The sequence below is a fragment of the Pandoraea pulmonicola genome, assembly GCF_000815105.2.
Taxonomy (GTDB): Bacteria; Pseudomonadota; Gammaproteobacteria; order Burkholderiales; family Burkholderiaceae; genus Pandoraea; species Pandoraea pulmonicola.
In genome coordinates this window covers 2,539,766-2,566,687 of record NZ_CP010310.2, presented here as the reverse complement: position 1 = coordinate 2,566,687, position 26,922 = coordinate 2,539,766, and the positions used below count along the sequence as shown (strand labels likewise).

General features: G+C 65.4%; 23 protein-coding genes. 7 read left to right on the top strand and 16 right to left on the bottom strand.

All coding sequences use genetic code 11. The features are described from left to right. Nucleotides 1-14: 14 nt before the first annotated feature. Entirely contained in the window at nucleotides 15-1,838 is a 1,824-nt protein-coding gene (locus RO07_RS11345; RefSeq protein WP_072637018.1) for a DEAD/DEAH box helicase, read from the top strand. Between the two features lie 177 nt (nucleotides 1,839-2,015). Here the strand turns inward: RO07_RS11345 and pip are convergent, their stop codons facing one another. The 3 genes from pip to RO07_RS11330 form a co-directional block, all read right to left on the bottom strand. Next, complete coding sequence (gene pip, locus RO07_RS11340) at nucleotides 2,016-3,092, bottom strand: prolyl aminopeptidase (protein ID WP_084072567.1); 1,077 nt, start codon at nucleotides 3,090-3,092, stop codon at nucleotides 2,016-2,018. A gap of 215 nt (nucleotides 3,093-3,307) precedes the next feature. Further along, on the bottom strand, nucleotides 3,308-4,906 hold the full coding sequence (aceB, locus tag RO07_RS11335) for a malate synthase A (protein WP_039410786.1): 1,599 nt from the start codon (nucleotides 4,904-4,906) through the stop codon (nucleotides 3,308-3,310). A 93-nt stretch (nucleotides 4,907-4,999) separates the two neighbouring features. Next, the gene (locus RO07_RS11330; RefSeq protein ID WP_039410784.1) at nucleotides 5,000-5,707 is read right to left on the bottom strand and encodes a haloacid dehalogenase type II; all 708 of its coding nucleotides are present in this window, start codon (nucleotides 5,705-5,707) and stop codon (nucleotides 5,000-5,002) included. Between the two features lie 118 nt (nucleotides 5,708-5,825). Between RO07_RS11330 and RO07_RS11325 the strand changes: the two genes are divergently transcribed. After that, a complete protein-coding gene (locus tag RO07_RS11325; protein WP_039410782.1) occupies nucleotides 5,826-6,758 on the top strand; it encodes a LysR family transcriptional regulator in 933 nt (310 codons plus the stop codon). A 340-nt stretch (nucleotides 6,759-7,098) separates the two neighbouring features. Beyond that, a complete protein-coding gene (locus RO07_RS11320; protein ID WP_039415134.1) occupies nucleotides 7,099-7,533 on the top strand; it encodes a universal stress protein in 435 nt (144 codons plus the stop codon). A 295-nt stretch (nucleotides 7,534-7,828) separates the two neighbouring features. Here RO07_RS11320 and aceA read toward each other — a convergent pair whose 3' ends face one another. Next, nucleotides 7,829-9,151, bottom strand: coding sequence for an isocitrate lyase (gene aceA / locus RO07_RS11315; protein WP_039410780.1), 1,323 nt, complete (start codon nucleotides 9,149-9,151; stop codon nucleotides 7,829-7,831). Between the two features lie 432 nt (nucleotides 9,152-9,583). Further along, on the bottom strand, nucleotides 9,584-10,495 hold the full coding sequence (locus RO07_RS11310) for a DMT family transporter (RefSeq protein ID WP_039410778.1): 912 nt from the start codon (nucleotides 10,493-10,495) through the stop codon (nucleotides 9,584-9,586). A gap of 241 nt (nucleotides 10,496-10,736) precedes the next feature. On the opposite strand from RO07_RS11310, the gene RO07_RS11305 reads away from it, so the two are divergent. After that, nucleotides 10,737-11,627 carry a 7-cyano-7-deazaguanine reductase gene (locus RO07_RS11305; protein WP_052267207.1) on the top strand — a complete coding sequence of 297 codons (891 nt, stop codon included), beginning with the start codon at nucleotides 10,737-10,739 and terminating at the stop codon, nucleotides 11,625-11,627. Beyond that, nucleotides 11,624-12,448: a VUT family protein gene (locus tag RO07_RS11300; protein ID WP_160118047.1), complete on the top strand. Its 825-nt coding sequence runs from the start codon at nucleotides 11,624-11,626 to the stop codon at nucleotides 12,446-12,448. The genes RO07_RS11305 and RO07_RS11300 overlap by 4 nt, the downstream gene beginning before the upstream one ends. A 71-nt stretch (nucleotides 12,449-12,519) precedes the next feature. Here RO07_RS11300 and RO07_RS11295 read toward each other — a convergent pair whose 3' ends face one another. Continuing rightward, nucleotides 12,520-12,981 carry a gamma-glutamylcyclotransferase family protein gene (locus tag RO07_RS11295; protein WP_052267206.1) on the bottom strand — a complete coding sequence of 154 codons (462 nt, stop codon included), beginning with the start codon at nucleotides 12,979-12,981 and terminating at the stop codon, nucleotides 12,520-12,522. Nucleotides 12,982-13,203: 222 nt separating this feature from the next. Here RO07_RS11295 and RO07_RS11290 point away from each other — a divergent pair, with 222 nt between their 5' ends. After that, nucleotides 13,204-14,127, top strand: coding sequence for an AraC family transcriptional regulator (locus tag RO07_RS11290; protein ID WP_084072563.1), 924 nt, complete (start codon nucleotides 13,204-13,206; stop codon nucleotides 14,125-14,127). On the opposite strand, the gene RO07_RS26565 is transcribed toward RO07_RS11290, so the two are convergent. From RO07_RS26565 to clpB, 4 genes are all read right to left on the bottom strand, one after another. Beyond that, on the bottom strand, nucleotides 14,090-15,097 hold the full coding sequence (locus RO07_RS26565) for a LytR/AlgR family response regulator transcription factor (protein WP_039410773.1): 1,008 nt from the start codon (nucleotides 15,095-15,097) through the stop codon (nucleotides 14,090-14,092). The two genes, RO07_RS11290 and RO07_RS26565, sit on opposite strands and share 38 nt — an antisense overlap. A gap of 26 nt (nucleotides 15,098-15,123) precedes the next feature. Further along, nucleotides 15,124-16,347, bottom strand: coding sequence for a sensor histidine kinase (locus RO07_RS11280; protein WP_160118048.1), 1,224 nt, complete (start codon nucleotides 16,345-16,347; stop codon nucleotides 15,124-15,126). 8 nt (nucleotides 16,348-16,355) lie between these two features. Then, nucleotides 16,356-16,832 (bottom strand): DUF2306 domain-containing protein, encoded by a 477-nt coding sequence (locus RO07_RS11275; protein WP_052267204.1) that lies wholly within the window; start codon nucleotides 16,830-16,832, stop codon nucleotides 16,356-16,358. Nucleotides 16,833-17,225: 393 nt separating this feature from the next. Continuing rightward, nucleotides 17,226-19,853, bottom strand: a complete 2,628-nt coding sequence (clpB, locus tag RO07_RS11270; RefSeq protein ID WP_039410771.1) for an ATP-dependent chaperone ClpB — start codon at nucleotides 19,851-19,853, stop codon at nucleotides 17,226-17,228. 209 nt (nucleotides 19,854-20,062) lie between these two features. On the opposite strand from clpB, the gene RO07_RS11265 reads away from it, so the two are divergent. Next, a complete protein-coding gene (locus tag RO07_RS11265; RefSeq protein ID WP_237171423.1) occupies nucleotides 20,063-20,638 on the top strand; it encodes a group III truncated hemoglobin in 576 nt (191 codons plus the stop codon). Between the two features lie 81 nt (nucleotides 20,639-20,719). On the opposite strand, the gene moaE is transcribed toward RO07_RS11265, so the two are convergent. The 6 genes from moaE to RO07_RS11235 are packed head-to-tail and all read right to left on the bottom strand — an operon-like array spanning nucleotide 20,720 to nucleotide 26,900. Continuing rightward, nucleotides 20,720-21,193 (bottom strand): molybdopterin synthase catalytic subunit MoaE, encoded by a 474-nt coding sequence (gene moaE / locus RO07_RS11260; RefSeq protein WP_039410769.1) that lies wholly within the window; start codon nucleotides 21,191-21,193, stop codon nucleotides 20,720-20,722. A gap of 34 nt (nucleotides 21,194-21,227) precedes the next feature. Next, nucleotides 21,228-21,485, bottom strand: coding sequence for a molybdopterin converting factor subunit 1 (gene moaD, locus RO07_RS11255; protein WP_039410766.1), 258 nt, complete (start codon nucleotides 21,483-21,485; stop codon nucleotides 21,228-21,230). A gap of 39 nt (nucleotides 21,486-21,524) precedes the next feature. Beyond that, nucleotides 21,525-22,772: a molybdopterin molybdotransferase MoeA gene (locus RO07_RS11250; RefSeq protein ID WP_052267203.1), complete on the bottom strand. Its 1,248-nt coding sequence runs from the start codon at nucleotides 22,770-22,772 to the stop codon at nucleotides 21,525-21,527. A gap of 45 nt (nucleotides 22,773-22,817) precedes the next feature. Then, the gene (gene thrC / locus RO07_RS11245) at nucleotides 22,818-24,284 is read right to left on the bottom strand and encodes a threonine synthase (RefSeq protein ID WP_039410763.1); all 1,467 of its coding nucleotides are present in this window, start codon (nucleotides 24,282-24,284) and stop codon (nucleotides 22,818-22,820) included. 41 nt (nucleotides 24,285-24,325) lie between these two features. Further along, nucleotides 24,326-25,636, bottom strand: a complete 1,311-nt coding sequence (locus RO07_RS11240; RefSeq protein ID WP_039410761.1) for a homoserine dehydrogenase — start codon at nucleotides 25,634-25,636, stop codon at nucleotides 24,326-24,328. 37 nt (nucleotides 25,637-25,673) lie between these two features. Next, the gene (locus RO07_RS11235) at nucleotides 25,674-26,900 is read right to left on the bottom strand and encodes a pyridoxal phosphate-dependent aminotransferase (RefSeq protein WP_039415113.1); all 1,227 of its coding nucleotides are present in this window, start codon (nucleotides 26,898-26,900) and stop codon (nucleotides 25,674-25,676) included. Nucleotides 26,901-26,922: the final 22 nt, after the last annotated feature.

Sequence of the window (26,922 nt, the reverse complement as noted above, 5' to 3'; positions counted from 1 at the left end):
CCGCAAGAGGATTCATGGAACAGACGTCCAAGCTGTCTGCGCTCGCGCAGACCTATTTCCCCACGTCCGACGAAAACGCCGACGCCACCGTTGACGCTGCGACCGCAGGCAACGACGACGGCAAGCCCACGTTCGCCGAACTCGGTCTGAACCCGGCCATCCTGTCGGCACTGGCCACCGCCGGCTACGACCACCCGACGCCCGTACAGCAGCGCGCCATTCCGGCCGCGCTCGCCGGTCGCGATCTGCTGGTGTCGAGCCCGACGGGCTCCGGCAAGACGGCCGCCTTCATGCTGCCGGCCATCCACCGCTTCGCCGAAATGCAGGCCAGCGGCGAGCTCAATAGCCGCGCCCCGGCCGCTCACCCGCGCAACCAGCCGGCCGCGCCCGGCGAGAAACCGCGCAAGGGCCAACGCGTTCGCCGCGTCGCCGCCCAGCCGTCGCTGCTCGTGCTCACGCCGACGCGCGAACTGGCGCAACAGGTCTCGAGCGCCGCCGACACGTACGGCAAGCAACTGCGCCGCCTGCGCACCGTGAGCATCCTGGGCGGCATGCCCTATCCGCGTCAGCTCGAAATGCTGGCCAAGCAGCCCGAAATCATCGTGGCGACGCCGGGCCGTCTGCTCGACCACATCTCCAGCGGCAAGATCGACCTGTCGCAACTGATGATGCTCGTGCTCGACGAAGCCGATCGCATGCTCGACATGGGCTTCATCGACGACATCCAGACCATCGTCGATGCCACGCCCGAGTCGCGTCAGACGCTGCTGTTCTCGGCCACCATCGACGGCCGCATGGGCGAGATCACCCGTCGTCTGCTGCGCGATCCGGAGACCATCGAGATCACGCGTGGCACCGAACAGCGCACCAACGCCAACATCGAGCAAACGCTGCACTACGTGGACGATCGCGCCCACAAGGACCGCCTGCTCACGCACCTGCTCGGCAACGATTCGCTCGATCAGGCCATCGTGTTTACGTCGACCAAGCGCGACGCCGACCTGCTGGCCGACCAGCTCGAACAAGCCGGTTTCGACAGCGCCGCGCTGCACGGCGACATGCCGCAAGGCGTCCGCAACCGTACGCTGCGCGCCCTGCGCGAGCGCCGCGTGCGCGTGCTGGTCGCCACCGATGTGGCCGCGCGCGGCATCGACGTGCCGGGTATCACGCACGTATTCAACTACGATCTGCCGAAGTTCGCGGAAGACTACGTGCACCGTATCGGCCGTACCGGCCGTGCCGGTCGCCGTGGCGTGGCCGTGAGCCTCGCCGCGCACGCCGAAATCGGCGCCGTGCGTCGCATCGAGCGCTATACGCGTCAACCGCTGCCGGTCAACGTCGTGGCTGGTTTCGAGCCGCGCCGCTCGCCGCCCAAGGCGGGCGCCGGCGGCAAGCGCCCGGGCCAGGGTCGTGGCGGTCCGCGTCACGGTCAGGGCAACGGCGGCGGCCGTTGGAGCAACAACGGTCCGCGCTACGGCAACAACGGCGGCAACGGGGGTAACGGCGGCAATGGTGGCTACCAAGGCGGCCAGCGCTTCGGCGGCAACAAGCCGTCGGGCGGCCCCTTTGAGCGTCGTGAGAGCAACGGCTTCCACGGCAGCTACCAGCAAAACGAAGGTGGCAATGGCTTCTCGAACGGCAGCAGCACCGACCGCTTCGAGCGTCGTTCGCCGCGCCCGTTCGACGGTAACCGTCAAGACCGTGGCGGCCGCTCGTTCGAGGGTGGCTACCGTCAGGATCGTGGCAACCGCAGCTTTGACGCCCCGCGTCAGGATCGCGGCTTCGGCAATCGCAATGGCGGCAACGGCGGCGGCTTCAGCAAGCGCCGCGGCGACTGAGCGTTTCCGACGTCGGATCGGACGGATGTTGCCAGACGGCAAGCGGACCGATCCGAATGATGCCGCAGGATGAAAAAACCCCGAACGTTGACGTCAATCGTCGACGGCGGGGTTTTTCTCTTTGCGCACGCCGCAAGCCCGCTGCGGCCCTGCGTGCTTTCGCCTCAACGGCTCACGTCACGGGGCAGACGCAAACCGATCCGTGGCTTCGATCAACCAGTGCAGGATCGTCGGCTCGCTGAACGCGTGTCCCGCATCCGGCGCCCAGTAAAAGTCCGCTTCGGGCCACGCCTTGTGCAGATCCCACGCCGTGCGCGGGGGCGTCGCCGCGTCGTAGCGGCCCTGCACGATCACGCCCGGAATGTCGCGCAACGTCGACGCCCTGTCGATGAGCTGATTCGGTTCGAAAAAGCCGTCGTTGACGAAGTAGTGGTTCTCGATGCGCGCGAACGCAATCGCATAGTGCGGATCGCCGAAGGCGTCCGTGAGCTGTTCGTCCGGCAGCAGCGTGATGGTGCCTCCCTCCCACTGGCTCCAGGCTCGCGCCGCTTCGATGCGCACAGCCTCGTCCGGATGCGTCAGCCGCTTCTGATAGGCGCGCATGAGATCGCCCCGTTCCTCCAGTGGAATCGGCGCCACAAACTTCTCCCATCGGTCCGGAAACAGCCACGACGCGCCCTTCTGGTAATACCACTGCAGTTCTTCGCGCCGGACGGCGAAGATGCCTCGCAGCACCAACTCGCTCACGCGCGTCGGATGTGTCTCGGCATAGGCCAGCGCCAGCGTGCTTCCCCAGGAACCACCGAAGACCAGCCAGCGGTCGTAACCGAATTTCGTGCGCAGACGCTCGATGTCGGCCACCAGATCCCATGTCGTGTTGTGCTCGAGGCAGGCGTGAGGCACCGAGCGCCCGCATCCACGCTGATCGAACAGCGTGACGCAGTACTTCTCGGGATCGAACAGACGCCGGTGCGCGGGCGAGCATCCCCCACCCGGGCCACCGTGCAGAAACACGGCCGGCTTGCCGAGGGGATTGCCGCATCGTTCCCAGTAGAGGGTGTGCCCGTCGCCCACGTCGAGCATCCCGCTGTCGAACGGCTCGATGGGCGGATAGAGTCCACGAAGCGCGGCCGGCCGCGTCTCTACGATCCGGCCCGGGCCGCGCGGCTTTCGCTGCACCGTCGGCGGGACGACGTGAGCATCGGTTCGCGCATCGTGGGGCGCATCGTCGGGAAAATCGGCTGACATCGGCATCCTCTCGTGAACGGGTATCGAAGCGCATTCGCGCAAGCGAAGCGTAGACAGGTACGAATACGTCGAGGTCCAGTGTAGCGCGGTGCCACAAACAAGACAAAGGGCGCCGGAAACGAAATGGGACGATGTTGCCATCGTCCCATCGAGGTGCCTGCTCGACCTCATCGCACACGGTGCACACGGTGCACACGGTGCACACGGTCAGCGTGCGGGCTTCACACTTCTTCGTACAGCGGCAGCGTGAGGAAATCCACGAAGTCCTCGCTCGTGCTCATCTGCTCGAAGATGACCGCGGCGCGATCGTACGTCGGCGCGACCTGCCCCACGAGTTCCTTGACGTTCGCGAGCTCCTGCGGAATCAGTTCGCGCACGAGTTCGGCGGTGACTTTGCGGCCGTCGTCGAGCTTGCCCTTGGGCGAGCGAATCCACTGCCACACCTGCGAGCGCGAAATCTCCGCCGTCGCGGCGTCCTCCATCAGATGATGGATGGGCACGCAACCGTTGCCGGCGAGCCAGGCGCCCAAATAGTGAATACCGACGTTGATGTTGTTGCGCAGGCCGGCCTCCGTGATCGGGGCTTCGGGCTTGAACTCCAGCAGATCGCGGCCCTTGACGTTCACGTCGTCGCGTTGCCTGTCGATCTGGTTCGGACGATCGCCGAGCACTTTCACGAATTCTTCCATCGCCACCGGCACGAGGCCCGGGTGCGCGACCCAACCGCCGTCATAGCCGTCGGTCGCATCGCGTGCCTTGTCGCCGCGAATGCCGGCCATCGCCTTCTCGTTCGCTTCCGGATCGTTCTTGATGGGAATGAGCGCGCTCATGCCGCCAATGGCCGGCGCACCGCGACGATGGCACGTCTTGAGCAGCAGCAACGCGTAAGCGCGCATGAACGGCACCGTCATGTTGATGCGGCTGCGATCGGCCAGGCAGAAGTCCGCGTCGACCTTGAACTTCTTGATGCACGAAAAGATGTAGTCCCAGCGCCCGGCGTTCAGCCCCGAGCTGTGCTCGCGCAGCTCGTACAGGATCTCGTCCATCTCGAAGGCGGCGAGAATCGTTTCGACGAGCACGGTCGCCTTGATCGTGCCTTGCGCCACGCCGAGCTCGTTCTGGGCGAGCACGAAGACGTCGTTCCACAGACGCGCCTCGAGATGGCTCTCGAGCTTCGGCAGGTAGTAGTACGGACCGAAGCCGCGCGCCAGCGACGCCTTGGCGTTGTGGAAGAAATGCAGGCCGAAATCGAACAGGCTGCCCGACATGCGCACGCCGTCCACGCTCACATGCTTCTCGTCGAGATGCCAGCCGCGCGGACGCACGATCAGCGTGGCCACCTTGTCGTTCAATTTGTAGTGCTTGCCGTTCTGCTCGAGGCTGATGACGCCGCGCACGGCGTCGCGCACATTGATGTGGCCCTGCAACTGGTTGTGCCAGTTCGGCGTGTTCGAGTCCTCGAAGTCGGTCATATAGCTGTCCGCCCCCGAATTGAGCGCGTTGATGATCATCTTGCGCTCGACCGGCCCGGTAATCTCCACGCGGCGGCATTGCAGTGCCGCCGGCAGCGGCGCAATGCGCCAGTCGCCATCGCGAATCGGTTGCGTCTCGGGGAGGAAGTCGGGCACTTCGCCGGCATCCAGGCGGGCGACGCGCGCCGCGCGGGCGGCGAGCAGTTCCTGGCGACGCGGCTCGAATGCGCGGTGCAGCCTGGTGATGAAGGCGAGCGCCTCGGGCGTCAGGATCGCTTCGTACTCGGGACGAATATCGGTATTGACGTCGACATGCAATTGCATGCCGGGGGGCAGCATCAGGGGCATCAGGGATCTCCAGCTCTCTTGATTTATATAAGGGAGTGCGCCGCAAGGAAGAACTTCAGGGGCTTTGCACAAGGCCTCGCACCACGAGGGGTGTCAGGCGCGCGCTCCCGTCAATGCCTCGACGAACCGCTGCAAGTCGCGCATATCGCGCCCCATCCCTTGCGGCGTTACGCCGAGTTGTTCGACCGGCCACCCGGCCCGGTTGACCCAGAAGGACGGGTAACCGAACCAGGTGGCGCCGGCCGCGTCCCAGCCGTTGCTGGAGACGAAAACGATGGCGTCGGCCGGCAGGCCGAACGCATCGGGTCCGAGTTGGTAGGCCTCGGGAGCCGTCTTGTATTTGCGTACCGCGTCGACCGACAGTACGTGATCGAACAAGTCCTTGATCCCCCCGCTCTTCAGGCCGACGTCGAGCATCTGCGGATTGCCGTTCGAGAGCACGCCGAGGCGAAGCCCCATCGCGCGCAGCGCGCGCAACACGGGTGGATTCTCGGGGAAGACGGACAGGCACGTGTATTCGTCCATCAGCCGCTTCTCGGCCACGGGCGTGAGCGTGAGGTTCAGACGCGCGGCGGCGTAGCGCAGCGCATCGGCCGTGACGTCCCAAAACGGCCGGTAGCGCTCGCCGCGCGGGCCGCTCAGCGAGCGCAGCTGCGTGTACTCGATCTGCTTGGCGCGCCAGAGTTCGGCCAACGCCGCCCCATGACCGGGGAATTGCTGCTCGGCCGCCGCGGCGACCGAATACACGTCGAACAGCGTGCCGTAGGCGTCGAAGATCACGGCCTGAATACGCGAAGTCATAAGCTGGGTATCACTCGCACCGACTTGTCATGGTGGCTCGATTGTATTATTCATAACCAACGCCATAAAAGAGCGCTTAAATCACTTTATCTTTTACTTTTTAGTACATAATCGCCGAGTGGACCGCTTCAAACAACTCGAAACGTTCGTGGCCGTGGCCGCCAAGGGAAGCCTCTCGGCGGCAGCGGCAATGGAGGGCGTGGCGCCCGCCGTCATCGGCCGGCGCATCGACGCCCTCGAAGCCCGGCTGGGCGTGAAGCTGCTCATGCGTACGACGCGGCGCGTCACGCTCACCTTCGAAGGCTCTGCCTTCCTGGAGGACTGCCAGCGCATTCTCAACGAGATGCACAACGCGGAAGCCGCGGTGTCGGCGGGAGGTGTGAAGGCAAGCGGCCATCTGCGGCTCTCGGCGCCTGCCGGGTTCGGTCGACGGCACGTCGCACCGCTGTTGCCGATGTTCATCGGGTCGCATCCGGATGTCACGGTCACGCTCGATCTTTCCGACCGCCTAGTCGATCTCGTCAACGAAGGCTTCGACTGTGCGATCCGCCTGGGTGAGCTGCCCGACTCGAGCCTCGTGTCGTTGCGCCTGGGCGAGAACCGCCGTGTGTGCGTGGCCTCGCCCCATTACCTCGCGCAATACGGCCGCCCCGAATCGCTTGACGCCCTCGCTCGTCACAACTGCCTCGCCTTCGGCTCGACGGCCAACCAGCAGCGCGGCTGGACGTTCTCTCACGCGGGCAAGGTCGTCACCATCCGCGTGAACGGCAACATGGAATGCACCGACGGCGCCGTGTTGCACGACTGGTGTCTGGAGGGCTATGGGCTGGCGTGGCGTTCGTGGTGGGAGGTGGGCGACGACATCCGTGCGGGACGCCTCGTCACCGTGCTGGACGACTTCGCCGCGCCACCCATCGGCATCCACGCCGTGTTCCCGCAGCGGCGTCACCTGCCGCTGCGCGTGCGCCTGTTCATCGATCATCTCAAGCACCATTACAGCCGCTCGACCTACTGGCGCGACGACCTGCCCCCGGGCAACCCCACGCGCTGACGCAAGCGTCGCGCGGAACGTTTGTAACGCATGGTGCGTCTCATGCACAGATGAGGAATGCTGACGATGCGATGGCGGGCGGACGTATCGAATTCCGGTCTTTTGTGCGCAACGGGTTCCTGCACGATACCTGTGCACGTGCATTGCGCTTTACTGAAGATGCCGGTGCGACGATATCCGCGGCATCGGGTTTGCCCCCGTTGTTGCGTCGCGCCAAAGCCATAGAATCGAAGCGAAGGGTCCGTTGACGGAGCACCGCGACGGGCTGGGTGCAAGACCGAAATACCTGCGCGAGCCTGTGAACGCGTGTTCAGCAACGCAAACAGCGGGAGGTCATATGTTGTTTACCCACATCCTCATTCCGACCGATGGTTCGGATCTCTCCGAGAAAGCCGTCACCGGCGGACTCGAACTGGCGCGTGCACTGGGCGCGAGAGTCACGGGCTATTGCTGCCTCGCCGAGTACCCGTATTCGCCGTTCAGCGAATACGTGCTCGAGGCGCCCAACACGTTCAGCGAGCGCATCGCCGAAGAGGCGAGCGCGCATCTCGACAAACTGGCCGCCGCCGCCGCCGCTGCGGGCGTGCCGTTCGACCGCGACAGCTCTACGTTTCCGGCGCCCTATCTCGGCATCATCGATGCGGCCGAACGTCATGGCTGCGACGTCATCCTGATGGCCTCCCACGGCCGACGCGGCCTCTCCAGCCTGTTGCTCGGCAGCGAAACGCAGCGCGTTCTCGTGCACTCCAAGATTCCCGTTCTCGTCTATCGATGAGCACCTCTGCGCACGCGGCGCGGTGACGGCCTTCGGATCGGCTCCGATCGGCTCAAGCGTCGCGGCAACTCGGCCGAGGGACGAAACATGAAAAAAGGCCCACGAGCCGGATAAGCTCGCGGGCCTCTTCTCGTCAGGCGTGCATTGCGGCACTCGCTGCGACGGGACCGCAGTTCGCGCCGCCCCGGCCGGATAGGCCGGATGCGCAGTCATGGCGCCGTACGTTCCGTACCGCGACGACACGCCCCCACGCGCATCGTCGCGGACGGGCGCACCACGCCCTCCCTCAGCCCGGTCAGGCTGCCTTGACTTGCGCCTTCTTCTCGTCGAAGAACTGTTCGTCCTCCGTCGAACCCTTCAGGGCCGTGGTCGATGCGTCGCGCTCGATCGTTTGCGTGACGGCATCGAAGTAGCCCGTACCCACCTCGCGCTGGTGCTTGACCGCCGTGAAGCCCTTGTCGGCCGCGGCGAATTCGGCTTCCTGCAACTCGACGAAGGCGCTCATCTGACGGCGGGCATAGCCATGCGCCAGGTTGAACATCGAGTAATTCAGGCTGTGGAAGCCAGCCAGCGTGATGAACTGGAACTTGTAGCCCATTGCCCCGAGTTCCTTCTGGAACTTGGCGATGGTCGCGTCGTCGAGGTTCTTCTTCCAGTTGAACGACGGCGAGCAGTTGTACGAGAGCATCTTGCCCGGGAAGTGCTTGTGAATGCCTTCCGCGAACTGCTTGGCGAACTCGAGATCCGGCTTGCCGGTCTCGCACCACACCAGGTCGGCGTACGGCGCATAGGCCAGGCCACGCGCGATCGCCTGATCGAGGCCATTGCGGGTGCGATAGAAGCCCTCGACCGTGCGCTCGCCGGTGCAGAACGGCTGGTCGAGCGGGTCGACGTCCGCCGTGATGAGGTCCGCGGCTTCGGCATCGGTACGGGCGATGAGCACCGTCGGCACGCCGAGCACGTCCGCAGCCAGACGCGCGGCCACCAGCTTGGCCACCGCTTCGCGCGTCGGCACGAGCACCTTGCCGCCCATGTGGCCGCACTTCTTGACCGACGCGAGCTGGTCTTCGAAGTGAACGCCGCCGGCACCCGCTTCGATCATCGCCTTCATCAGTTCGAAGGCGTTGAGCACGCCGCCGAAACCGGCTTCGGCATCGGCCACGATCGGTGCGAAGTAGTCGATGTAGCCTTCGTCGCCCGGGTTCTTGCCTTCCGACCATTGAATCTGGTCGGCGCGCGTGAACGTGTTGTTGATGCGACGCACGACCTGCGGCACCGAGTTGGCCGGGTACAGCGACTGATCCGGGTACATTTCGCCCGCGAGGTTGGCGTCGCCTGCGACTTGCCAGCCCGACAGGTAGATCGCCTTGAGGCCTGCCTTGACCTGCTGCATGGCCTGGTTGCCGGTCAACGCGCCGAGGGCGTTGACGAACGGCTCTTCGTTGATCATGTTCCACAGGCGCTCGGCACCGCGGCGGGCCAGCGTCTGCTCCGGCTGGATCGAACCGCGCAGGCGAACCACGTCCTCGGCCGTATAACCGCGCTTGATGCCTTTCCAGCGCGGATTGTTCGCCCAGTCCTGCTCCAGTTGCTTCACTTGTTCTTGACGCGTCGTCATGATGATCTCTCCTGGTTTCTCGATACAAATAAGAAGGTGACTCTTGCTGCCTTGTCCTTGCCGGGGGGTCTTGGTTGACCGCTTGCGGCGTCTCCAAATCGGCAGGTCTTGTATAAGAGTTTAGGGATTTGTCACGCAACGCAACAGAACGAATTACCGTCTTATCAGATATTTTTTATTTATTAAAATCAATCAGATAAAGAAATTATTTCTTGATGTGAAACGATATTTTCCTTCCTGAAATCACGCCATTGTGCCAAGCAGCGCAAATTTTTACGGATCGCAAAGACATTTCGCATCATGAAAAAAGCCGATAACACAAGTTATCGGCTTCGGGGAGGAGGCGAGGTTGCGGATTGCGGATTGCGGATTGCGGATTGCGGAGTCGCAGTCGCTGCGGCGCCCGGCGATCCCGCCACACCGCGCGTCACGTCATGAGGTGGCGCGATGGGTGGCAGGCGCCGCCTTGGGCGGCTTGCACACGAGCCACACGGCCAAGGCGATGAAACAGCCTCCCGCCAGATGCGCCAGGGTGACGGCTTCGTCGAGGAACAGCGCGCCCCACAGAACGCCGAACGGCGGGATGAGGAACGTGACGGTCAGCGAGCGCAATGGTCCGAGATCCGCGATCAGGCGGAAGAACAACATGTAGGCGACCGCACTGCACAGGAAACCGAGTGCCGCCATGGCGGCCCACACGCCACCGGTCACCGGCCCGGGAATGTCGGCGGTGGCCGAGATATAGGCAAAGAACGGCAGCAGCACGACCGACGCGCCCAACTGGCTGCCGAAGGCCACGAGCTTGGCGTCGAGGCCACCCCGCTCAGTGATCCACCGTTTGGTCAGATAGCCGGCGAGACCGTAGCACGAGGTCGCGACGAGACACGCCAGCGCGCCCATCAGCACCGGGCCCGACATCGTCACCGGCCCGGTGCGCGTGAGCACCGCGACGCCGATCAGCCCCAGCAGGACGCCGAGCGCCTTGGCACTCGTGAGCCGTTCGCGGAAGAAGAGCGCGCCGATGATCACGCCCATGAGCGGCGTGGTGGCGTTGAGAATGGCGGAGTAGCCGGCGGGCAGTACGCGCGCCGCGAGGCAGTACATCACGAAGGGGATGCCGGAGTTGATGACGCCTAACGCCATCGATGCGCCCAGCAGCCCCTTGAACTGCCAGCGCACGCGCATCACCAGCAGGATGACGGCGAGGCCTGTCGCGCCGAGCAGGACGCGCAGGAACGCCGTGGGCAGCGGCCCGAGGGCGGGCACGATGATGCGCATGAACAGAAAGCTCGCTCCCCAGATGGCGGAAAGCGTCAACAAACGGGCGATGTCGGAAGAACGCATGGTCGAACGGGCGGCGGACAGGCCGCCCCGAGAGAGTCGAAGTGACTGAATCGTCCCATATCGGCACCGGCAGCGCTGGTCATATTCGGACATGGCGACGCATCACGCCCAATCCTCTGCCGTGCGATCCGTTCAAAAAGGAGAGAGGGTTCCACCGTCATATTTTCAGAGTCGCCCCATTGCAGGTGCGAGATGTCGCGCGATAGGGTCGTGGGTCGACCGATTCCGGACTGCACACGATATGACCTTTCGCGATTCACACCGTCCGCCGCAGTGGGAGCTTGCGGACATCGACCTCAGCGCCGCACGGCCACTCTCGCGCCAGCGTGCCGCGATTCATCCCATCCCCCGAAGCCGGCTTCGGTGCCGCCCCCCGTCGGCGATCGTCGCCGCGCGTGGCTACGACCTGTGGAATCACTACGAAGTGAGCTGGCTCGACATGCACGAACGGCCGCAGATCGCCGTCGTCGAACTGGTCATTCCGTGCAGTTCCCCCTACACCCTGGAAATGGCGGACGCGCAACGCTACTTCCTGACGCTGCGCGAGCAGTGCTTCGAATCGCCGGAAGCGCTCGAGGCACACGTTGCGGGTGAGTTGTCGCGGTCTTTGCAGGAGTATGTCCTCGTTCGCACGACGCCCGTACGTCAGGCGGTGCGCACGACCATGGCTTGCGCGCCCGATACACAGACGCTCGATTCGGAGCCCGTCGGCGTGGTGCGCGGCGGCGTGCGCGCCGACCTCCTGTCCCGGGCGCGCGACGCGGCGGCAGCGCCCTCCTCGTGCGCATCCTCGTCCCCGTTCCCATCCACCGTGCACGAATGCCTGACTTCCGACCTTTTGAGCATCCGCTGCCCGCTCAGCGGCGGCGTCGACTACGGCACGGTATGGTTCGACTACACTGGCACGCCGATCTGCCGGCGTTCGCTGCTGGCGTACGTGCTGTCGTACCGGGACAGCGAGATGTACATCGAGCAATGCGTGGAGACGCTTTTCTCCGATATCCTCGCGCAATGCGCACCGACGCGGCTCGTCGTCAGTGCACGCTTCACGCGACGCCACGGCATCGACATCAACCCCGTGCGCTCGACGCATGCCACGTCCGTCACCAACCTCCGCACCGTTCGTCAATGATGGCAACAACCGATACCACCGCAACGCCGCTCCCCGGCCCCTCTTTGCCCGCCCGCCAGGCCACCCGCATCACGCCCGCCGTCATCGTGCTGGCCATCGGCTTCGTCAGCTTCCTGCTGATTTCGAACGCGATGGGCGCGCGCGTGTGCGAGGTCGTTCTGCCCTGGACGGTGTCGGGCGAGCCGTTGCGTCTCACGATCTCGGCCGCCCTCATCAGCTTCCCGTTCGCCTATCTGTTCTCGTCGGTACTGACCGAAGTCTATGGCTACCGCATCAGCCGCGTGGTGATCTGGAGCGGTCTCGGCGCCAATCTGGTAATGCTGGCGTTTCTATGGCTCATGGCGATGTTTCCGACAGACCCCGCGTGGGCCGCGCAAACCGGCTTCACCGACGAGGTTCAGCGCCGCTGGTTCGAGGCCATCGCGCACATGTTCCTCGCCTCCGTGTCGGCATGCCTCGTGGGCGAGTTCGCGAACGCCGCGACGCTCGCACGCATGAAGGTCGCGATGCACGGCCGGCTGGCCAGTCTTCGTTTCACGTTGGGCAGCGCGCTGGCGGCGGCACTGGACTCGATCGTCTTCGTGGTGGTGGCGTTTGCCTATGTGCTCGACGTCGACGCAATGGCTCGCATGGCCGGGATCGAATTCGTCTTCAAGTGCGCACTGCAGTGGCTGGTGCTGCCCGCGACGCTGGGTCTGGCGCGCTGGCTCAAGCGCACGGACGGCATCGATCACTACGACGTCGGCACCTCGCTCAATCCGTTCGGGTTTCGTATGCGAATGGCCGCACCGCCGCCGGAACCGTCTGTCGGCGACAAATAGCCCCGGACACCCCCCGGGCACGCCGTGTGCTCCTGGCCGCCATTCCCGCTCCTGACACACAAGACGACATTTCAAGCCGCGCTCGTATCCCGGGCACGGCGATAGGCGACCCAGTCGCCATCCGGAATTTGCGGAAGTTGCGACACCGCCGACGTACTGACCGGATAAACGATGCAGGCATACGTCGCGCCATCGCAAACGACATCCCACACTTCGCGAACGAACAGCCCCGCCTCGCCCGGGTACACCGCTTCGATGTCATCGAGCACCGGGACCAGCGCCGCCGGAATACGATAGACGTCTCCGGTCACGCGGGCGGCGTCTGCGCCGGAGGTCGCGAGAACCATGCCGGGATAAGCGCCGAAATCGTAGAGCCGTCCGGGCATTGCAGCGGTACCGATGTAGACCGGTGCGGCAATGCCATGCCGCTGCGCCGCGCGCATCATGTCGTTGATCTCTCCGGCGCGCAGGGTGCCGTAGACGAAAGCGTAGATCGCGTCGTCGTGCGACGCGACGCGTGTGGGCTCGTTCATAGCGTATCCATCGTTGGGTCGTCGATGCGCCGATCATAGCGCCTTGGCGACCCGGAAAGCTGATGCCGGTTCGCCCGGAAGGACGGTGCTCTCGTAGGCCCGGCTTCGGCGTGAAGCACCGCCGCGGCCACAATGGACGCAATGAACGCAATGGATTCAACGGGCGCAAGGGTCAAGGCGGCTGAATTACACTTATGGCACACAAATTGTCGTGCTTACGCCATGCCCCACATCCCCTCCGTGCCGGCCGCTGCACCGACCGACGCATTGCCAAGCCCCGAGCGCGGCGATGCCGAGCCGCAGGCAAGCGATCCGGCCGCCTCCGAAGCACCGGCGAAGCACGTGGTGCCCGTCGAGTTCACGCCGACCCACGAACGTCCGGTTCGCGTGCGCGGACGGCCGCTACGCGACGGCATTCGCGTGCCCGATCATCGTCATGCCTGGGCGCAGGTCGCCTACACGCCGCGCGGCGTGATCCAGATCGCAGTGGCCGATGCAGCGTGGATCGTCCCGCCGTCGCGCGCCATCTGGATACCGCCGAACGTCGAACACAGCCTGCAAGTGAACGAACCGTCCTACCTGCGCACGCTGTACGTGCACCCGACGGTCATTCCGGCCGGGCTCGATCACTGTCGCGTGGTGGAAGTCTCGTCGCTGCTGCGCGAATTGATCGCGGCCATCGATGTCCCCGAAACGGAACTCGACGCACCGCGCGAGCAGTGGCTCGGCAAGCTGATCCTGGACGAGTTGCGGCGCGCGTCGCCACTGCCGCTGGAAGTGCCGCTGCCGCGCGACAAGCGTCTGCTCACGCTGTGCAACGCGATGCTGGCCGATCCGGCGCGCGCCTGGACGCTCGACCAATGGGCCCGCTATGCCGGGGCCAGCCCGCGCACGATCGGGCGCCTGTTCCGGCAGGAGCTCAACATGAGTTTCGTGCAGTGGCGGCAGCAGGTCGTGCTCGCGCAGGCGATTCCGCTCGCGTCGAAAGGCTATCCGCTCGCGCGCATCGCGCGTGAGCTTGGCTACCGGAGCCAGAGCGCATTCTCGGCGATGTTCAAGCGCACCTTCGGACGCACGCCCAGCGAGTTCTTCGCGCCCGCACCCGACGCTACATCTGTCGAAACAGGTGAGCGTACTGGCGACTGACGGCCACCCGGTCCTTGCGACGCTTGAGCTTGAGCGTGAGGCGGCCGAGCGGCGTGTGCTGCGCGCTCACGACTTCCGCCACGTTGACGACAGTGCTGCGATGCACCTGCCAGAAGCGCGACGGGTCGAGCTGCGGCAGCAACTCGCGCAAGCTGGTCCGAATGAGCAGGTCGCCGTCGACGGTCGCGACCATCACGTACTTGTCGGCCGCCTCGAAGAAGCACACCTCCTCCACCGGCACGATGCGGATCTCGTCGCCGACCGACGCCCGCACGAAACGCAAGTAGTCCCGAGGCGGGATCGCTGCGCCCGCTGCAGCCGCGGTGTCAGCGTTCTGCACATCTGCCCTCATCGTGAGTGCTTCGTGGTGAACTGACGGACGCGTGCCATTCGAATCATTCGAACCGTTCGCGCCGATCGTGCCGATCGTGCCTTTCACGCCCTTCGCACCTTTCGTGCCCTTCGTTCCGTTGGCGGCCAACGCCGAAGAACCCTCTCCGCCGTTCCCGTCCGTGCTCGCCGCCAGCGGTACGGATTCCTGTTCCAGATGCGCGCGCAGCGTCGTCAACAGTTGCGAAAGTGTGCCACCGGACGGTGACGCAAGCCGCTCCCGTACGCGAGCGACCGTGCGTGCGAGCCGGTCGGGCTCCACCGGCTTGAGCAGGTAGTCCACGGCGGCCGCTTCGAAGGCGTCGAGCGCGAAGCGGTCGAACGCCGTCACGAACACGATCTGCGGCGGCCGCGCCAGGCGTGCGCACGCGCGCGCGACATCGAGTCCCGACATGCCGGGCATCGCGATGTCGAGAAAGACCACATCCGGCTGCGACTGCGCGATGGCGGCAATCGCCGACGTGCCGTCCGGCGCCACGGGCAACATCCGCAGTTCGGGCCACGCGTGCGCGAGCAGCGCGCGCAAGGCGTCGGCGAGCAACGGTTCGTCTTCGGCAATCAAAGCGACGGGGGGTGTCATGCACTGCACTCACTGGGACTGGAAACCTATGCCGTTGGCGACCCGGGCGCCCCCACGGGCAGCCGTAGCGTCGCGATCACGCCGCGCGGCACGCGCTCGGTGAGCGTGAGGCGCGCGGCGTCGCCGTAGAGCACACGCAGGCGCTCTCGAATATTGGTCAGGCCGACGCCGTCACCCTCGCTCGGCCCACGCAAACCGATCGGGTCGACGCCGGATGCACCCGCTGCCGTCGATGCGGCCGCGCCCACCGCTCCCGCCGACATCGATCCAGCGCCCCCAGCCGCGCGAAAACCCGCACCGTCATCGGCTACGCGAAGGACAACACACTCGCCGCCGTTCCCCAGAGGCTCGCGTTGCGCACTCACGTGCACCGCGGCGCCCTCGGTGAGCGGCTCCACACCGTGCTTGATGGCGTTCTCCACAAGCGGCTGAACGAGCATCGGCAACACACGCAGCGCGCGGCAGTCGTCCGGCAAATCGATGCGGTAGCGCAGGCGTTCGCCAAAGCGGATTCGCTGAATTGCCAGCAACGCGTCGATCAACGCGAATTCGTCGGCCAGCGTGGTGGACTCGGCGCGCGTCGCGGCGAGCGATGCGCGCACGAACCGGTTCAGATGTCCAAGCAATTCGCGCGCTCGCGCCGGATCGCTCGCGATCAACGAATCGAGATTGGCCAGCACGTTGAAGAGAAAGTGCGGTTCGAGTTGCGCCTGAAGCGTCTGCAACTGCGCCCGCACCAGTTGCTTCTCGGCGGCCGCCTCACGCAGCGCCTGCTGCGCGGCGGCTTCGCGCAGTTGCGCCAGTCTGGCCCGGGACCAGCCGTTATACGTGCCAATGGCGGTCCCCAGCAATGCGATCACCAGCACGATCGGCACCGTGTGACCGTTGACCGGACGCCATATCGCCATGGGCACACCCAGCAGCGCCGTGCCCAACGCGATGCCGGCAGCGAGCCCCGCCGCGCATCCAAACGCCACCAACAGCAGGAACGGCGCCATCGGCGGCGCGCCTCGCCGCCACAGCACCCGGCGTCCGCCGTCGATCAACACCGCGATCGAGATCCCGATGCACTGACTGAATACGAGGTTCTGCCAGAACGTGCCGCCAAAGCCGATGAGCCGAAGGATCACGGCAATGAGCGTATTGAACAGCAACACACCGGCCAGCTCGCGCACAAAGGACAGCCAGAGCCCACGCGGCGCGGCGCGCTCCGGCGGCACGGCCGGCTCCACGGATTGCGGTCGTCTCATCGTCGTTGTCATTGTGATCCACCTTGCCCGCCTGCCCCGCGTTCTCCTGTGTGCTGCATCACAAGCGCCGTCATTTCTCTTTGTGCCGTCTCGTCTCTCGCGACGAACGCCTGCGGCGGGCGCGCGAGCGACAGACTCAACGTGCGGCCCGGCACCGCGACCGCTGCCACGCCGGCGACGACCAGGCCCGTGTAGAGGCCCAGCATACTACGCCGATGCAACGCCACGTTGCCGCGCCGGATGGCCGTGATCGCCATCGTCAGGCTGAACAGTACCCACGCCGCGAGCAAGTGTAACCACGACAGCTCGCCGTGTCGCAACTCCCGGATGCCGAAGCTCGACACCGCCGTCACCACCATCGCCAGCGCCCACGCCCGTCCCAGCCATCGGTGGCGCGGCGTCCCGCGCCGAAGCACCAGAATTCCGATACCGAGCAACACCGCCACCCCGGCGGCTGCCACATGCAATGCCACTATCGTCGTCATCACGTCCTCTCCTCGAGCGATTCGATGACGGAACGATAGGACCGGAGCGCCAGCCGGGCACCTGCCATGCGACGAAAGCCGCGGCGGGTTGCGCGAACGGTCGGTGGGCGTCGCGAACGACGTCAGCTCCGACAGCATGCCCTGCGGCCGGCCAGTCCGGCATTCTCACCGACGATTGTGACACGCCAATGCCGGGCATCCGCGTGCCCGCTCGTGGACGTGCATGCGGCGGGACCTCCGTGGCCACCGCTCGCCTCGGCGGAAAAAATAACCCCGCGCTCCGTGAGGAACGCGGGGTTGTCGGCACTACCAATGTCAGCGACGTTATGGACGTTGCCCGATCGCCGTCAGCGAGCATGAGCCCGCCGCCTCTGCGCGAGCGTCCGCCCGGCGTTACTCCGCAGCGGCCTGGCTGTCCTTGGCCGCCTGTGCCGCCGCCTCGCCTTCGAAGGTGAAGCGGCCGTTGCGCCAGTCGACCGGGATCGTGTCCTTCGGCCCGAACTTGCCGGCGAGCACCAGCTTGGCGACCGGGTTTTCGATCTCCTGCTGGATGGCGCGCTTGAGCGGACGTGCCCCGAACACCGGATCGAAGCCCTCGCGTGCCACGTGCATGAGCGCCGCCTTGCTGACGTCGAGCGTCATGTCGAGCTTCGCCAGACGTTGACGCAGGATCTCGATCTGGATCGATGCGATCGACTCGATGTGCTTCTGGTCGAGTCCGTGGAACACCACGACTTCGTCGATCCGGTTCAGGAACTCCGGACGGAAGTGATCCTTGATCTCCGTCCACACGGCGTCCTTGATGCGATCCTGCGGCTCGCCCACCATGGACTGGATCATCGACGAACCGAGGTTCGACGTCATCACGATCACCGTGTTCTTGAAGTCCACGGTGCGCCCCTGACCGTCGGTCATGCGACCGTCGTCCAGTACCTGCAGCAGCACGTTGAACACGTCCGGGTGCGCCTTCTCGATCTCGTCGAGCAGGATCACGCTGTACGGCTTGCGACGCACGGCTTCGGTGAGATAGCCCCCTTCCTCATAGCCGACGTAGCCCGGGGGCGCGCCGATCAGACGCGCCACGCTGTGCTTCTCCATGAACTCGCTCATGTCGATGCGAATGAGGTGCTCCTCCGAATCGAACAGGAACATGGCGAGCGCCTTGCACAGCTCGGTCTTGCCCACCCCGGTCGGTCCGAGAAACAGGAACGAACCGTACGGACGATTCGGATCGGCCAGCCCTGCGCGCGAACGACGGATGGCGTCCGCCACGGCGGTGATCGCCTCGTCCTGCCCGACCACGCGCTCGTGCAGCTTCGCTTCCATGTTGAGCAGCTTCTCGCGCTCGCCCTGCATCATCTTCGAGACCGGGATACCCGTGGCCCGCGAGATCACTTCCGCGATCTCCTCGGTGCCGACCTGCGTGCGCAACAGACGCGGGTGCGCCTGCTGGCCCGCCGCTTCGGCGGCGTCGGCGTCCTTCAACTGCGCTTCGAGCTGAGGCAGCTTGCCGTACTGCAGTTCGGCCACCTTGTCGAGCTTGCCTTCACGTTGCAGCTTCGCGATCTCGGCGCGCACGCGGTCGATCTCTTCCTTGACCTGTGCGCTGCCCTGCACGGCAGCCTTCTCGGCCGTCCACACTTCTTCCAGATCGGCGTACTCGCGCTCCAGACGCGAGATCTCTTCCTCGATCAACGCCAGACGCTTCTGCGACGCTTCGTCGGTTTCCTTCTTGATGGCCTCGCGCTCGATCTTCAACTGAATCAGGCGACGGTCGAGCTTGTCCATCACTTCCGGCTTCGAGTCGATTTCCATCTTGATCTTCGAAGCCGCTTCGTCGATCAGATCGATGGCCTTGTCGGGCAGGAAGCGATCGGTGATATAGCGCTGGCTGAGCTCCGCCGCCGCCACGATGGCCGGGTCGGTGATCTCCACGCCGTGGTGCAGTTCGTACTTTTCCTGCAGACCGCGCAGGATGGCGATGGTCGCTTCCACGCTCGGCTCTTCCACGAGCACCTTCTGGAAGCGGCGCTCGAGGGCGGCATCCTTCTCGATGTACTTGCGATATTCGTCGAGCGTGGTCGCGCCGATGCAATGCAGTTCGCCGCGTGCGAGCGCCGGCTTGAGCATGTTGCCCGCGTCCATGGCGCCCTCGGCCTTGCCGGCGCCGACCATCGTGTGAATCTCGTCGATGAACAGGATCGTGCGGCCTTCGTCCTTGGCAATGTCGTTGAGCACGCCCTTCAGACGCTCCTCGAATTCGCCACGGAACTTGGCGCCCGCGAGGAGCCCGGCCATGTCGAGCGCGAGCACGCGCTTGTTCTTGAGCGACTCCGGCACTTCGCCGTTCACGATACGCTGCGCGAGACCTTCCACGATGGCGGTCTTGCCCACGCCCGGCTCGCCGATGAGCACCGGGTTGTTCTTGGTGCGGCGTTGCAGGATCTGGATCGTGCGACGGATTTCGTCGTCGCGGCCGATCACCGGATCGAGCTTGCCCTGGGCCGCGCGCTCCGTCAGGTCGAGGGTGTACTTCTTGAGGGCTTCGCGCTGGCTCTCGGCATCCTGGCTGTTGACGGATGCGCCGCCGCGCACGCCTTCGATGGCGGCTTCGAGCGACTTGCGCGTGAGCCCCCGGGCGCGGGCGAGCTTGCCCGTCTCGCCCTTGTCGTCGGCGAGCGCGAGCAGGAACATTTCGCTGGCGATATAGCTGTCGCCATGCTTTTGCGCTTCCTTGTCGGCCTGGTTGAGCAGGCCGGCGAGCTCGCGCCCGACCTGCACGTTGCCGTCGGTGCCCTGCACCTGCGGCAGCCTGGCGATGGCCGCCTCGATGTCGTGGGCGAGCGGCTGCACCTGCACGCCGGCGCGCTGCAGCAGCGAGCGCGCGGCGCCCTCGGGTTGTGCGATCAGCGCGGCGAGAAGGTGCAGCGGCTCGATGTATTGCTGGTCGCGACCGACTGCCATGCTTTGGGCATCAGCCAGCGCTTCCAGGAACTGCGTGGTGAATTTGTCTTGTCGCATCTAGTGCTCCGGTAAGAATCTTGCTGGATCGGATGTGCGGACAATTCCCCTCGGTTTCAAGGGGCATTACAGCGCGACGATTGACATTTCGCGCAAGCCGGTCTCAGGCCGGCGCAGGGGCTTGCGGTGGGGGATTTCGGGGGAATCGAGCAACCGCAGGACACGCCCGGGTTTGAAGCTCATAATAGCGATTTTAAGCATGCCGCACCATGGACCATCCCGCCGTCCGAACGCCTGGCGCCGCTGAATCGCGCGCCGGATTGCACACTGAATCGCCCGCCGCGAGCGCCACCGATACTGCGGTCGATACCGAAAAGCAGCCCCTCGCCCAGCCCGACCTTCCCGCGACGCGCTTCGCCGAGATCGATGAAGGCGCCGTGCGGGTACTCGTGCACACGTTCTACGGACGCATTCGCGACGACGACATGCTCGGCCCTGTCTTCGGACAAGCGCTGGCGGGCCGCTGGGACCCGCACCTGGAAAAGATGGTGGCGTTCTGGTCGAGCATCGTGCTCGGCGCCAAGCGCTACCGCGGCAACGTGACGCAGGCGCATCAGCCATTCGGGCATCTGAGCGGCGAACACTTCAGCCGCTGGCTCGCACTGTTCTTCGATACGCTGGACACGCTGTTCGAGCCGCAAGCCGCTTTCGCGTTTGCCGAACCGGCCATCCGCATCGCGGAGAGCCTTCAACTGAACCTGTTCGGGTGGGAATACGCGCTGCCGCCGGCGCAACGGGCGCTGCTGGAGAGCGTGAAGCGGGCCAAGGCGCGCCGCGAGGAATGACGAGAAACCCTCGACGAGCCGCCGAGCCTCAATCGTCAAAAATAGAAGAAATTCGCCGAACTTAGGAAGATTTGGGCGAATTCAGCGACCAGACGCCTTTTCACCGCCCGTCCAGCGCTCTCGGGCGGCCGTGTCGGTATCGCGGGCGTCGACCCAGCGCTCACCCTGCGGCGTGGACTCCTTCTTCCAGAACGGGGCTTCCGTCTTCAGATAGTCCATGATGAATTCGCAGGCCGCGAACGCGTCGCCGCGATGGGCGGACGTGACGGCCACGAGCACGATCTGATCGCCCGGCCCCAGGTCGCCGTAGCGGTGAATCACGAGCGCGTCGAACAGGCGCCAGCGCTCGCGGGCCTGGGCCACGATCGCCTCCAGCGCCTTCTCCGTCATGCCCGGATAGTGCTCCAGGGTCATGCGCGAGACGTCCTTGCCATCGTTCAGATCGCGTACCGTCCCGACGAAGCTTGCGACGGCGCCCACGCGCAGATCGCCTGCGCGCAGTTGGCGAACTTCTTCCGACAGGTCGAAATCCTCAGTCTGTACTCGAATCGGCATGATGGTCGACGTCTCCGTGGAGGATGATTGCCGCTCAGCCGCCCGTCACCGGCGGGAAGAAAGCCACTTCACATCCGTCGGTCAGGCGTGTGGCGGCAGGCACCATGGTGTGGTTGAGCGCCATGCGCAGCGCACGCTGCTCGCCGAGCGTCTCGGCCCACACCGGGCCACGGCCGCACAGCCACTGGCGCACGTCTCCCACGGTGGCAACGCCCGCTGGCACTTCCACGCGCTCCTCGGCGAGGTTGAGCGCCTCGCGCACGCTGGCAAAAAAGCGAAGTTCGATCTGCATAGTCTGGCCGGCACACCGCGCGAGCGGTGCACCTGTCTCTCAATATAGGAGGTCGGAGAATGGCAGGAAGGCCACCGTCTGCCCGGCTTCGATGCGATGGCCCGGCGGATTGTCGATCAGGCCGTCGCCCCACACGGTCGACGTGAGCACGGCCGAGCTCTGGTTCGGGAAGGCGTCCAGCCCGCCCTGCGCATTGATCCGCGCACGCACGAACTCGTTGCGGCGATCCGCCTTGGTCTGCGTGAAGTCCGCACGCATCGCGATGCGGCGCGGGGCGACATCCGTCACGCCCTGCAGCCGCAGGATGAACGGCCGCACGAACAGCAGGAACGTCACGAAGCTCGACACCGGGTTGCCCGGCAGGCCGATGAAGTGCGCCGTCCCGCCTGCTCCACCCGCGTCACTCGCTGCGGCGTTCGCGCGATGGATCTCGCCGTACGCCAGCGGTTTGCCCGGTTTGAGAGCGATCTGCCACAGATTGAGACGACCTTCAGCCTCGACGGCCGGCTTCACGTGATCCTCCTCGCCGACCGACACGCCGCCCGACGTGATGATCAGGTCGTTGGCGCGGGCCGCGTCGCGCAAGATGGCGCGCGTGGCCGCCAGATTGTCTGGCACGATCCCGTAGTCGGTCATCTCGCAGCCGAGATTTTCCAGCAGGCTGCGCAACACGAAGCGGTTCGAGTTGTAGATGCTGCCCGCGCGCAGCGGCTCGCCGGGCATCGTCAGTTCGTCCCCCGTGAAGAACACGGCCACGCGCAGGCGACGCGCCACCTCCAGACGGGCGATGCCCACGGAAGCCGCCAGTCCCAGCGCGGGGGCGCGCAAGCGCGTCCCCGCGGCGAGCACCACGCTGTCGCGCCGGATGTCGGCGCCCTGCCGGTTGATGAACTCGCCCGGCCGCGGCGTATGGCGAACCGCGACCGTGCCGTCCTCGAGCGCGTCGCATTGCTCCTGCATCACGATCGCGTCGGCACCGGACGGCACCGGCGCACCGGTGAAAATCCGCGCCGCCGTGCCGCCGGCGAGCGGCGCGGGGGCGTGCCCGGCGGGAATGCGCTGCGAAATGGGCAGAATCGGCGGCGAGATCCCTTCACCATGCAGATCGGCGATACGCACGGCATAGCCGTCCATCGCACTGATGTCCATCGGCGGGACATCGAGCGTGGCGACGACATCGCGCGCCAGCACGCGGCCATTGGCCGCGAGCGTGTCGACGGTTTCCGTCCCGGCGAGCGGACGGGCCGCCGCCAGCACGGCGTCGAGAGCTTCTTGGGTACTCAGCATGACGAATGGGCCCGGAAGTCTTGGGAAGGCACGACAGCGACCGTCCTACAGGCCGGTGTGCTCGGCAATGTACGCCTTCACGCGCGCCGCGTCGTTCGCCACGGTCTCGAAGCGTTGCGGCAGCGATTCGAGTTGCTCGAACCCGGCCGGGCGCGGCGGTTCGCGATGCAGCGCTTCACGAATCGTCTCGGCGAACTTGGCGGGTTGCGCGGTTTCGAGCACCACCATCGGCACCCCCGGCTCCAGCGCCTCGCGGGCCACTTTCACACCGTCGGCCGTGTGCGTGTCGATCACCACGTCGTAGCGCTTGGCCACGTCCTGGATCGTCGTCACGCGATCGTCGTGCGTGCTGCGCCCCGAGACGAAACCGAACTGCGCCACGCGCGCAAAGGCGTCGGTGCCCGACAGATCGAAGCCGCCTTCGCTCTCGACCTTGGCGAGCAGCGTCGCCGTGGCCGTCGCGTCGCGGCCGAGCAGATCGAACAGGAAGCGCTCGAAGTTCGACGCCTTCGAGATGTCCATGCTCGGGCTGCTCGTATGGAACGTCTCGGCCGATTTGCGCACGCGATAACGACCGGTGCGGAAGAACTCGTCGAGCACGTCGTTCTCATTGGTCGCCACCACCAGCTTGCGGATGGGCAGCCCCATCATGCGCGCGATGTGGCCCGCACAGACGTTGCCGAAGTTGCCCGACGGCACCGTGAACGAGACCTCGCCGTCCTGGCCGGACTTGCCGCCCGTGGCCGCGAAGTAGCCCTTGAAGTAATAGACGACCTGGGCGACGACACGCGCCCAGTTGATCGAGTTGACCGTGCCGATCTTATAGCGCGCCTTGAAGGCGTGATCGTTCGAGACGGCCTTGACGATGTCCTGGCAGTCGTCGAAGACGCCTTCGACCGCGAGGTTGAAGATGTTCGGATCCTGCAGGCTGTACATCTGCGCGGTCTGGAACGCGCTCATCTTGCCGGCGGGCGAGAGCATGAACACACGAATGCCCTCCTTGCCGCGCATGGCGTATTCGGCTGCGCTGCCGGTGTCGCCCGATGTCGCGCCGAGAATGTTCAGCGCGTCGCCATGCTGTGCGAGTGCGTACTCGAACAGGTTGCCGAGCAACTGCATCGCCATGTCCTTGAACGCGAGCGTGGGGCCGTTCGAGAGCGCCAGCAGCGAGAGCTGTGCCCCCTGCTCGACGCCCAGCGGCAGCAGCGGCGTGATCTCGGCGGCGTCCTCGCCGGGGCGCACGTTGCGATACACCTCGGCGGTGTAGGTGCGCTGCGTGAGGTCGGCCAGGATCTCCGCCGGGACGTCGCCCGCGAACTTGCCCAGCACCCGGGCGGCCAGTTCGGCGTACGACAACTGGCGCCAGGCGCGCAGTTCGTCGGCGCTGACCCGCGGGTACTCGGTCGGCAGGTAGAGGCCGCCGTCCGGCGCCAGCCCGCCGAGCAGGATGCTGGAGAACGATTGCGGCTCGCCCGAAGTGAGGCCGGCGCCGCGCGTGGAGATGTATTTCATGGGAATCGTGTCCTGTCGTATCGCTTGGTGTGACTCGCCGTTCAGCTCAGCGACTCCATGCGGATGCGCGTCACCTTCGAGAGCACGGTGCTCATCGCTTCGATCCTGGCGATGGCCGCGTTGATGTGCTTCTCCTGCGTCTGGTGCGTCAGGATGATGATATCGGTCTGGTGTTCGCCTTCACGCGATTCCTTCTGCAGCAGCGCGTCGATGGAGATGTCCAGGTCGGCCAGAATGCGCGTGAGTTCCGCCATCACGCCGGCGCGGTCGACCACGCGCAGGCGCAGGTAGTAGCTCGTGGTGACTTCGTCGATGGGCAGCACCGGCGCGTCGGACAGCGCATCGTGCTGGAACGCCAGGTGCGGTACGCGGTGCCCCGGATCGGCCGTCTGCAGACGCGTCACGTCCACGATGTCGGCGACGACGGCCGACGCGGTCGGCTCGGCGCCAGCGCCCTTGCCGTAGTACAGCGTGGCGCCCACGGCGTCGCCCTGCACCAGCACGGCGTTCATGGCGCCTTCCACGTTGGCGATCAGGCGCTTGGCCGGAATCAGCGTCGGATGCACGCGCAGTTCGATCCCGGCGTCGGTGCGACGCGTGATCCCCAGCAGCTTGATGCGATAGCCGAGCTCTTCCGCATACTTGATGTCGAGCGCCGCCAGCCGGGTGATGCCCTCGACGTAGGCGCGGTCGAACTGCACCGGCACGCCGAACGCGATAGCGCTCATGAGCGTGAGCTTGTGGGCGGCGTCCACGCCCTCGATGTCGAACGTCGGATCGGCTTCCGCGTAGCCCAGACGCTGCGCGTCGGCGAGCGCCACGTCGAAGTCGATGCCCTTGTCGCGCATCTCCGAGAGGATGAAGTTGGTCGTGCCGTTGATGATGCCCGCGATCCACTGGATGCGGTTGGCCGTGAGGCCTTCGCGCAGCGCCTTGATGATCGGGATGCCGCCGGCCACGGCGGCTTCGAAGGCCACCATCACGTTGGCCTTGCGCGCCGCGGCGAAGATCTCGTTGCCGTACACGGCGAGCAGCGCCTTGTTGGCCGTGACCACGTGCTTGCCGTTCTCGATCGCCTTGAGGACCAGTTCCTTCGTGAGGTCGTAACCGCCGATCGTCTCGACGACGACTTCGATGTCCGGATCGGTGACGACCTCGAACGGATCGCCGGTCACGACGGCCGCGTTGCCGACGAGCCCGCGGGCCCGCTCGACATTACGCACCGCCACCTTCGTAATCTCGATACCCCGGCCGGCACGACGTTGAATTTCCTCCTGGTTGCGAGCCAGTACCTGGAAGGCCCCGAAGCCTACCGTGCCAAGGCCGAGGAGGCCCAATTTGATCGGTTTCATGCAGTTTTACTCAAAAGTCGAAATCGGTTGGCGCGCATCACTTGCCGTGGCGACGGCGATAACCGTCAAGGAAGCGGGCAATGCGACTGATGGCGTCTTCCAGGTCGCCCTCGTGAGGCAGGAACACCACGCGGAAATGGTCCGGATGCATCCAGTTGAAGCCGCTGCCCTGCACCAGCAGGACCTTTTCGTCGCAAAGCAACTGGAGAATGAAGTCCTGATCGTTGGCGATGGGATACAGCGCCGGATCGAGACGCGGGAACAGGTACAGCGCCGCCTTGGGCTTCACGCACGTCACACCGGGAATGTCGGTGAGCATGCGGTGCGCGATCTCGCGCTGCTCGTACAGACGCCCGCCCGGCGCGATCAGATCCTTGATGCTCTGATAACCGCCCAGCGCCGTTTGCACGGCGTACTGGCCCGGCACGTTCGGGCACAGGCGCATCGAAGCGAGGATGTTCAACCCTTCGATGTAGTCGCGCGCCGGACGCTTGTCGCCGGACACGACCATCCAGCCCGCGCGGTAGCCGCACGCGCGATAGCTCTTGGACAGCCCGTTGAAGGTGATGGTGAGCACGTCCTCCGACAGCGAGCCGATGGACGTGTGTTCCGCGCCGTCGTAGACGATCTTGTCGTAGATCTCGTCGGCGTAGATGATCAGCTTGTGCTCGCGCGCAAGCGCCACGATCTCCTTGAGGAGTTCGTCCGAGTACAGCGCGCCGGTCGGATTGTTCGGGTTGATAACGACGATCGCGCGCGTGTTGGGCGTGATCTTCTTGCGGATGTCCGCCAGGTCGGGCTGCCAGTCGGCCTGCTCGTCGCAGACGTAGTGCACCGGTGTGCCTCCCGAAAGGCTCACGGCCGCGGTCCACAGCGGATAGTCGGGCGCCGGCACGAGCACTTCGTCGCCGTCGTTGAGCAACGCCTGCATGGCCATCACGATGAGCTCCGACGCCCCGTTGCCGAGGTAGATGTCGTCGAGCTGCACGTCGTTGATGCGCTTTTGCTGGCAGTAATGCATGATCGCCTTGCGCGCCGCGAACACGCCCCGCGAATCCGAATAGCCGGCCGAATTGGGCAGGTTGCGGATCATGTCCTGCACGATCTCGTCGGGCGGCTCGAAACCGAACGGCGCCAGATTGCCGATATTCAGCTTGATGATGCGATGACCTTCGTCTTCCATGCGCTTGGCATGTTCGAGCACGGGCCCACGAATGTCGTAGCAGACATTCTGCAATTTCTGCGATTTGAGGATCGGTTTCACGGCGGTTGTGGTCTTGGCGGGC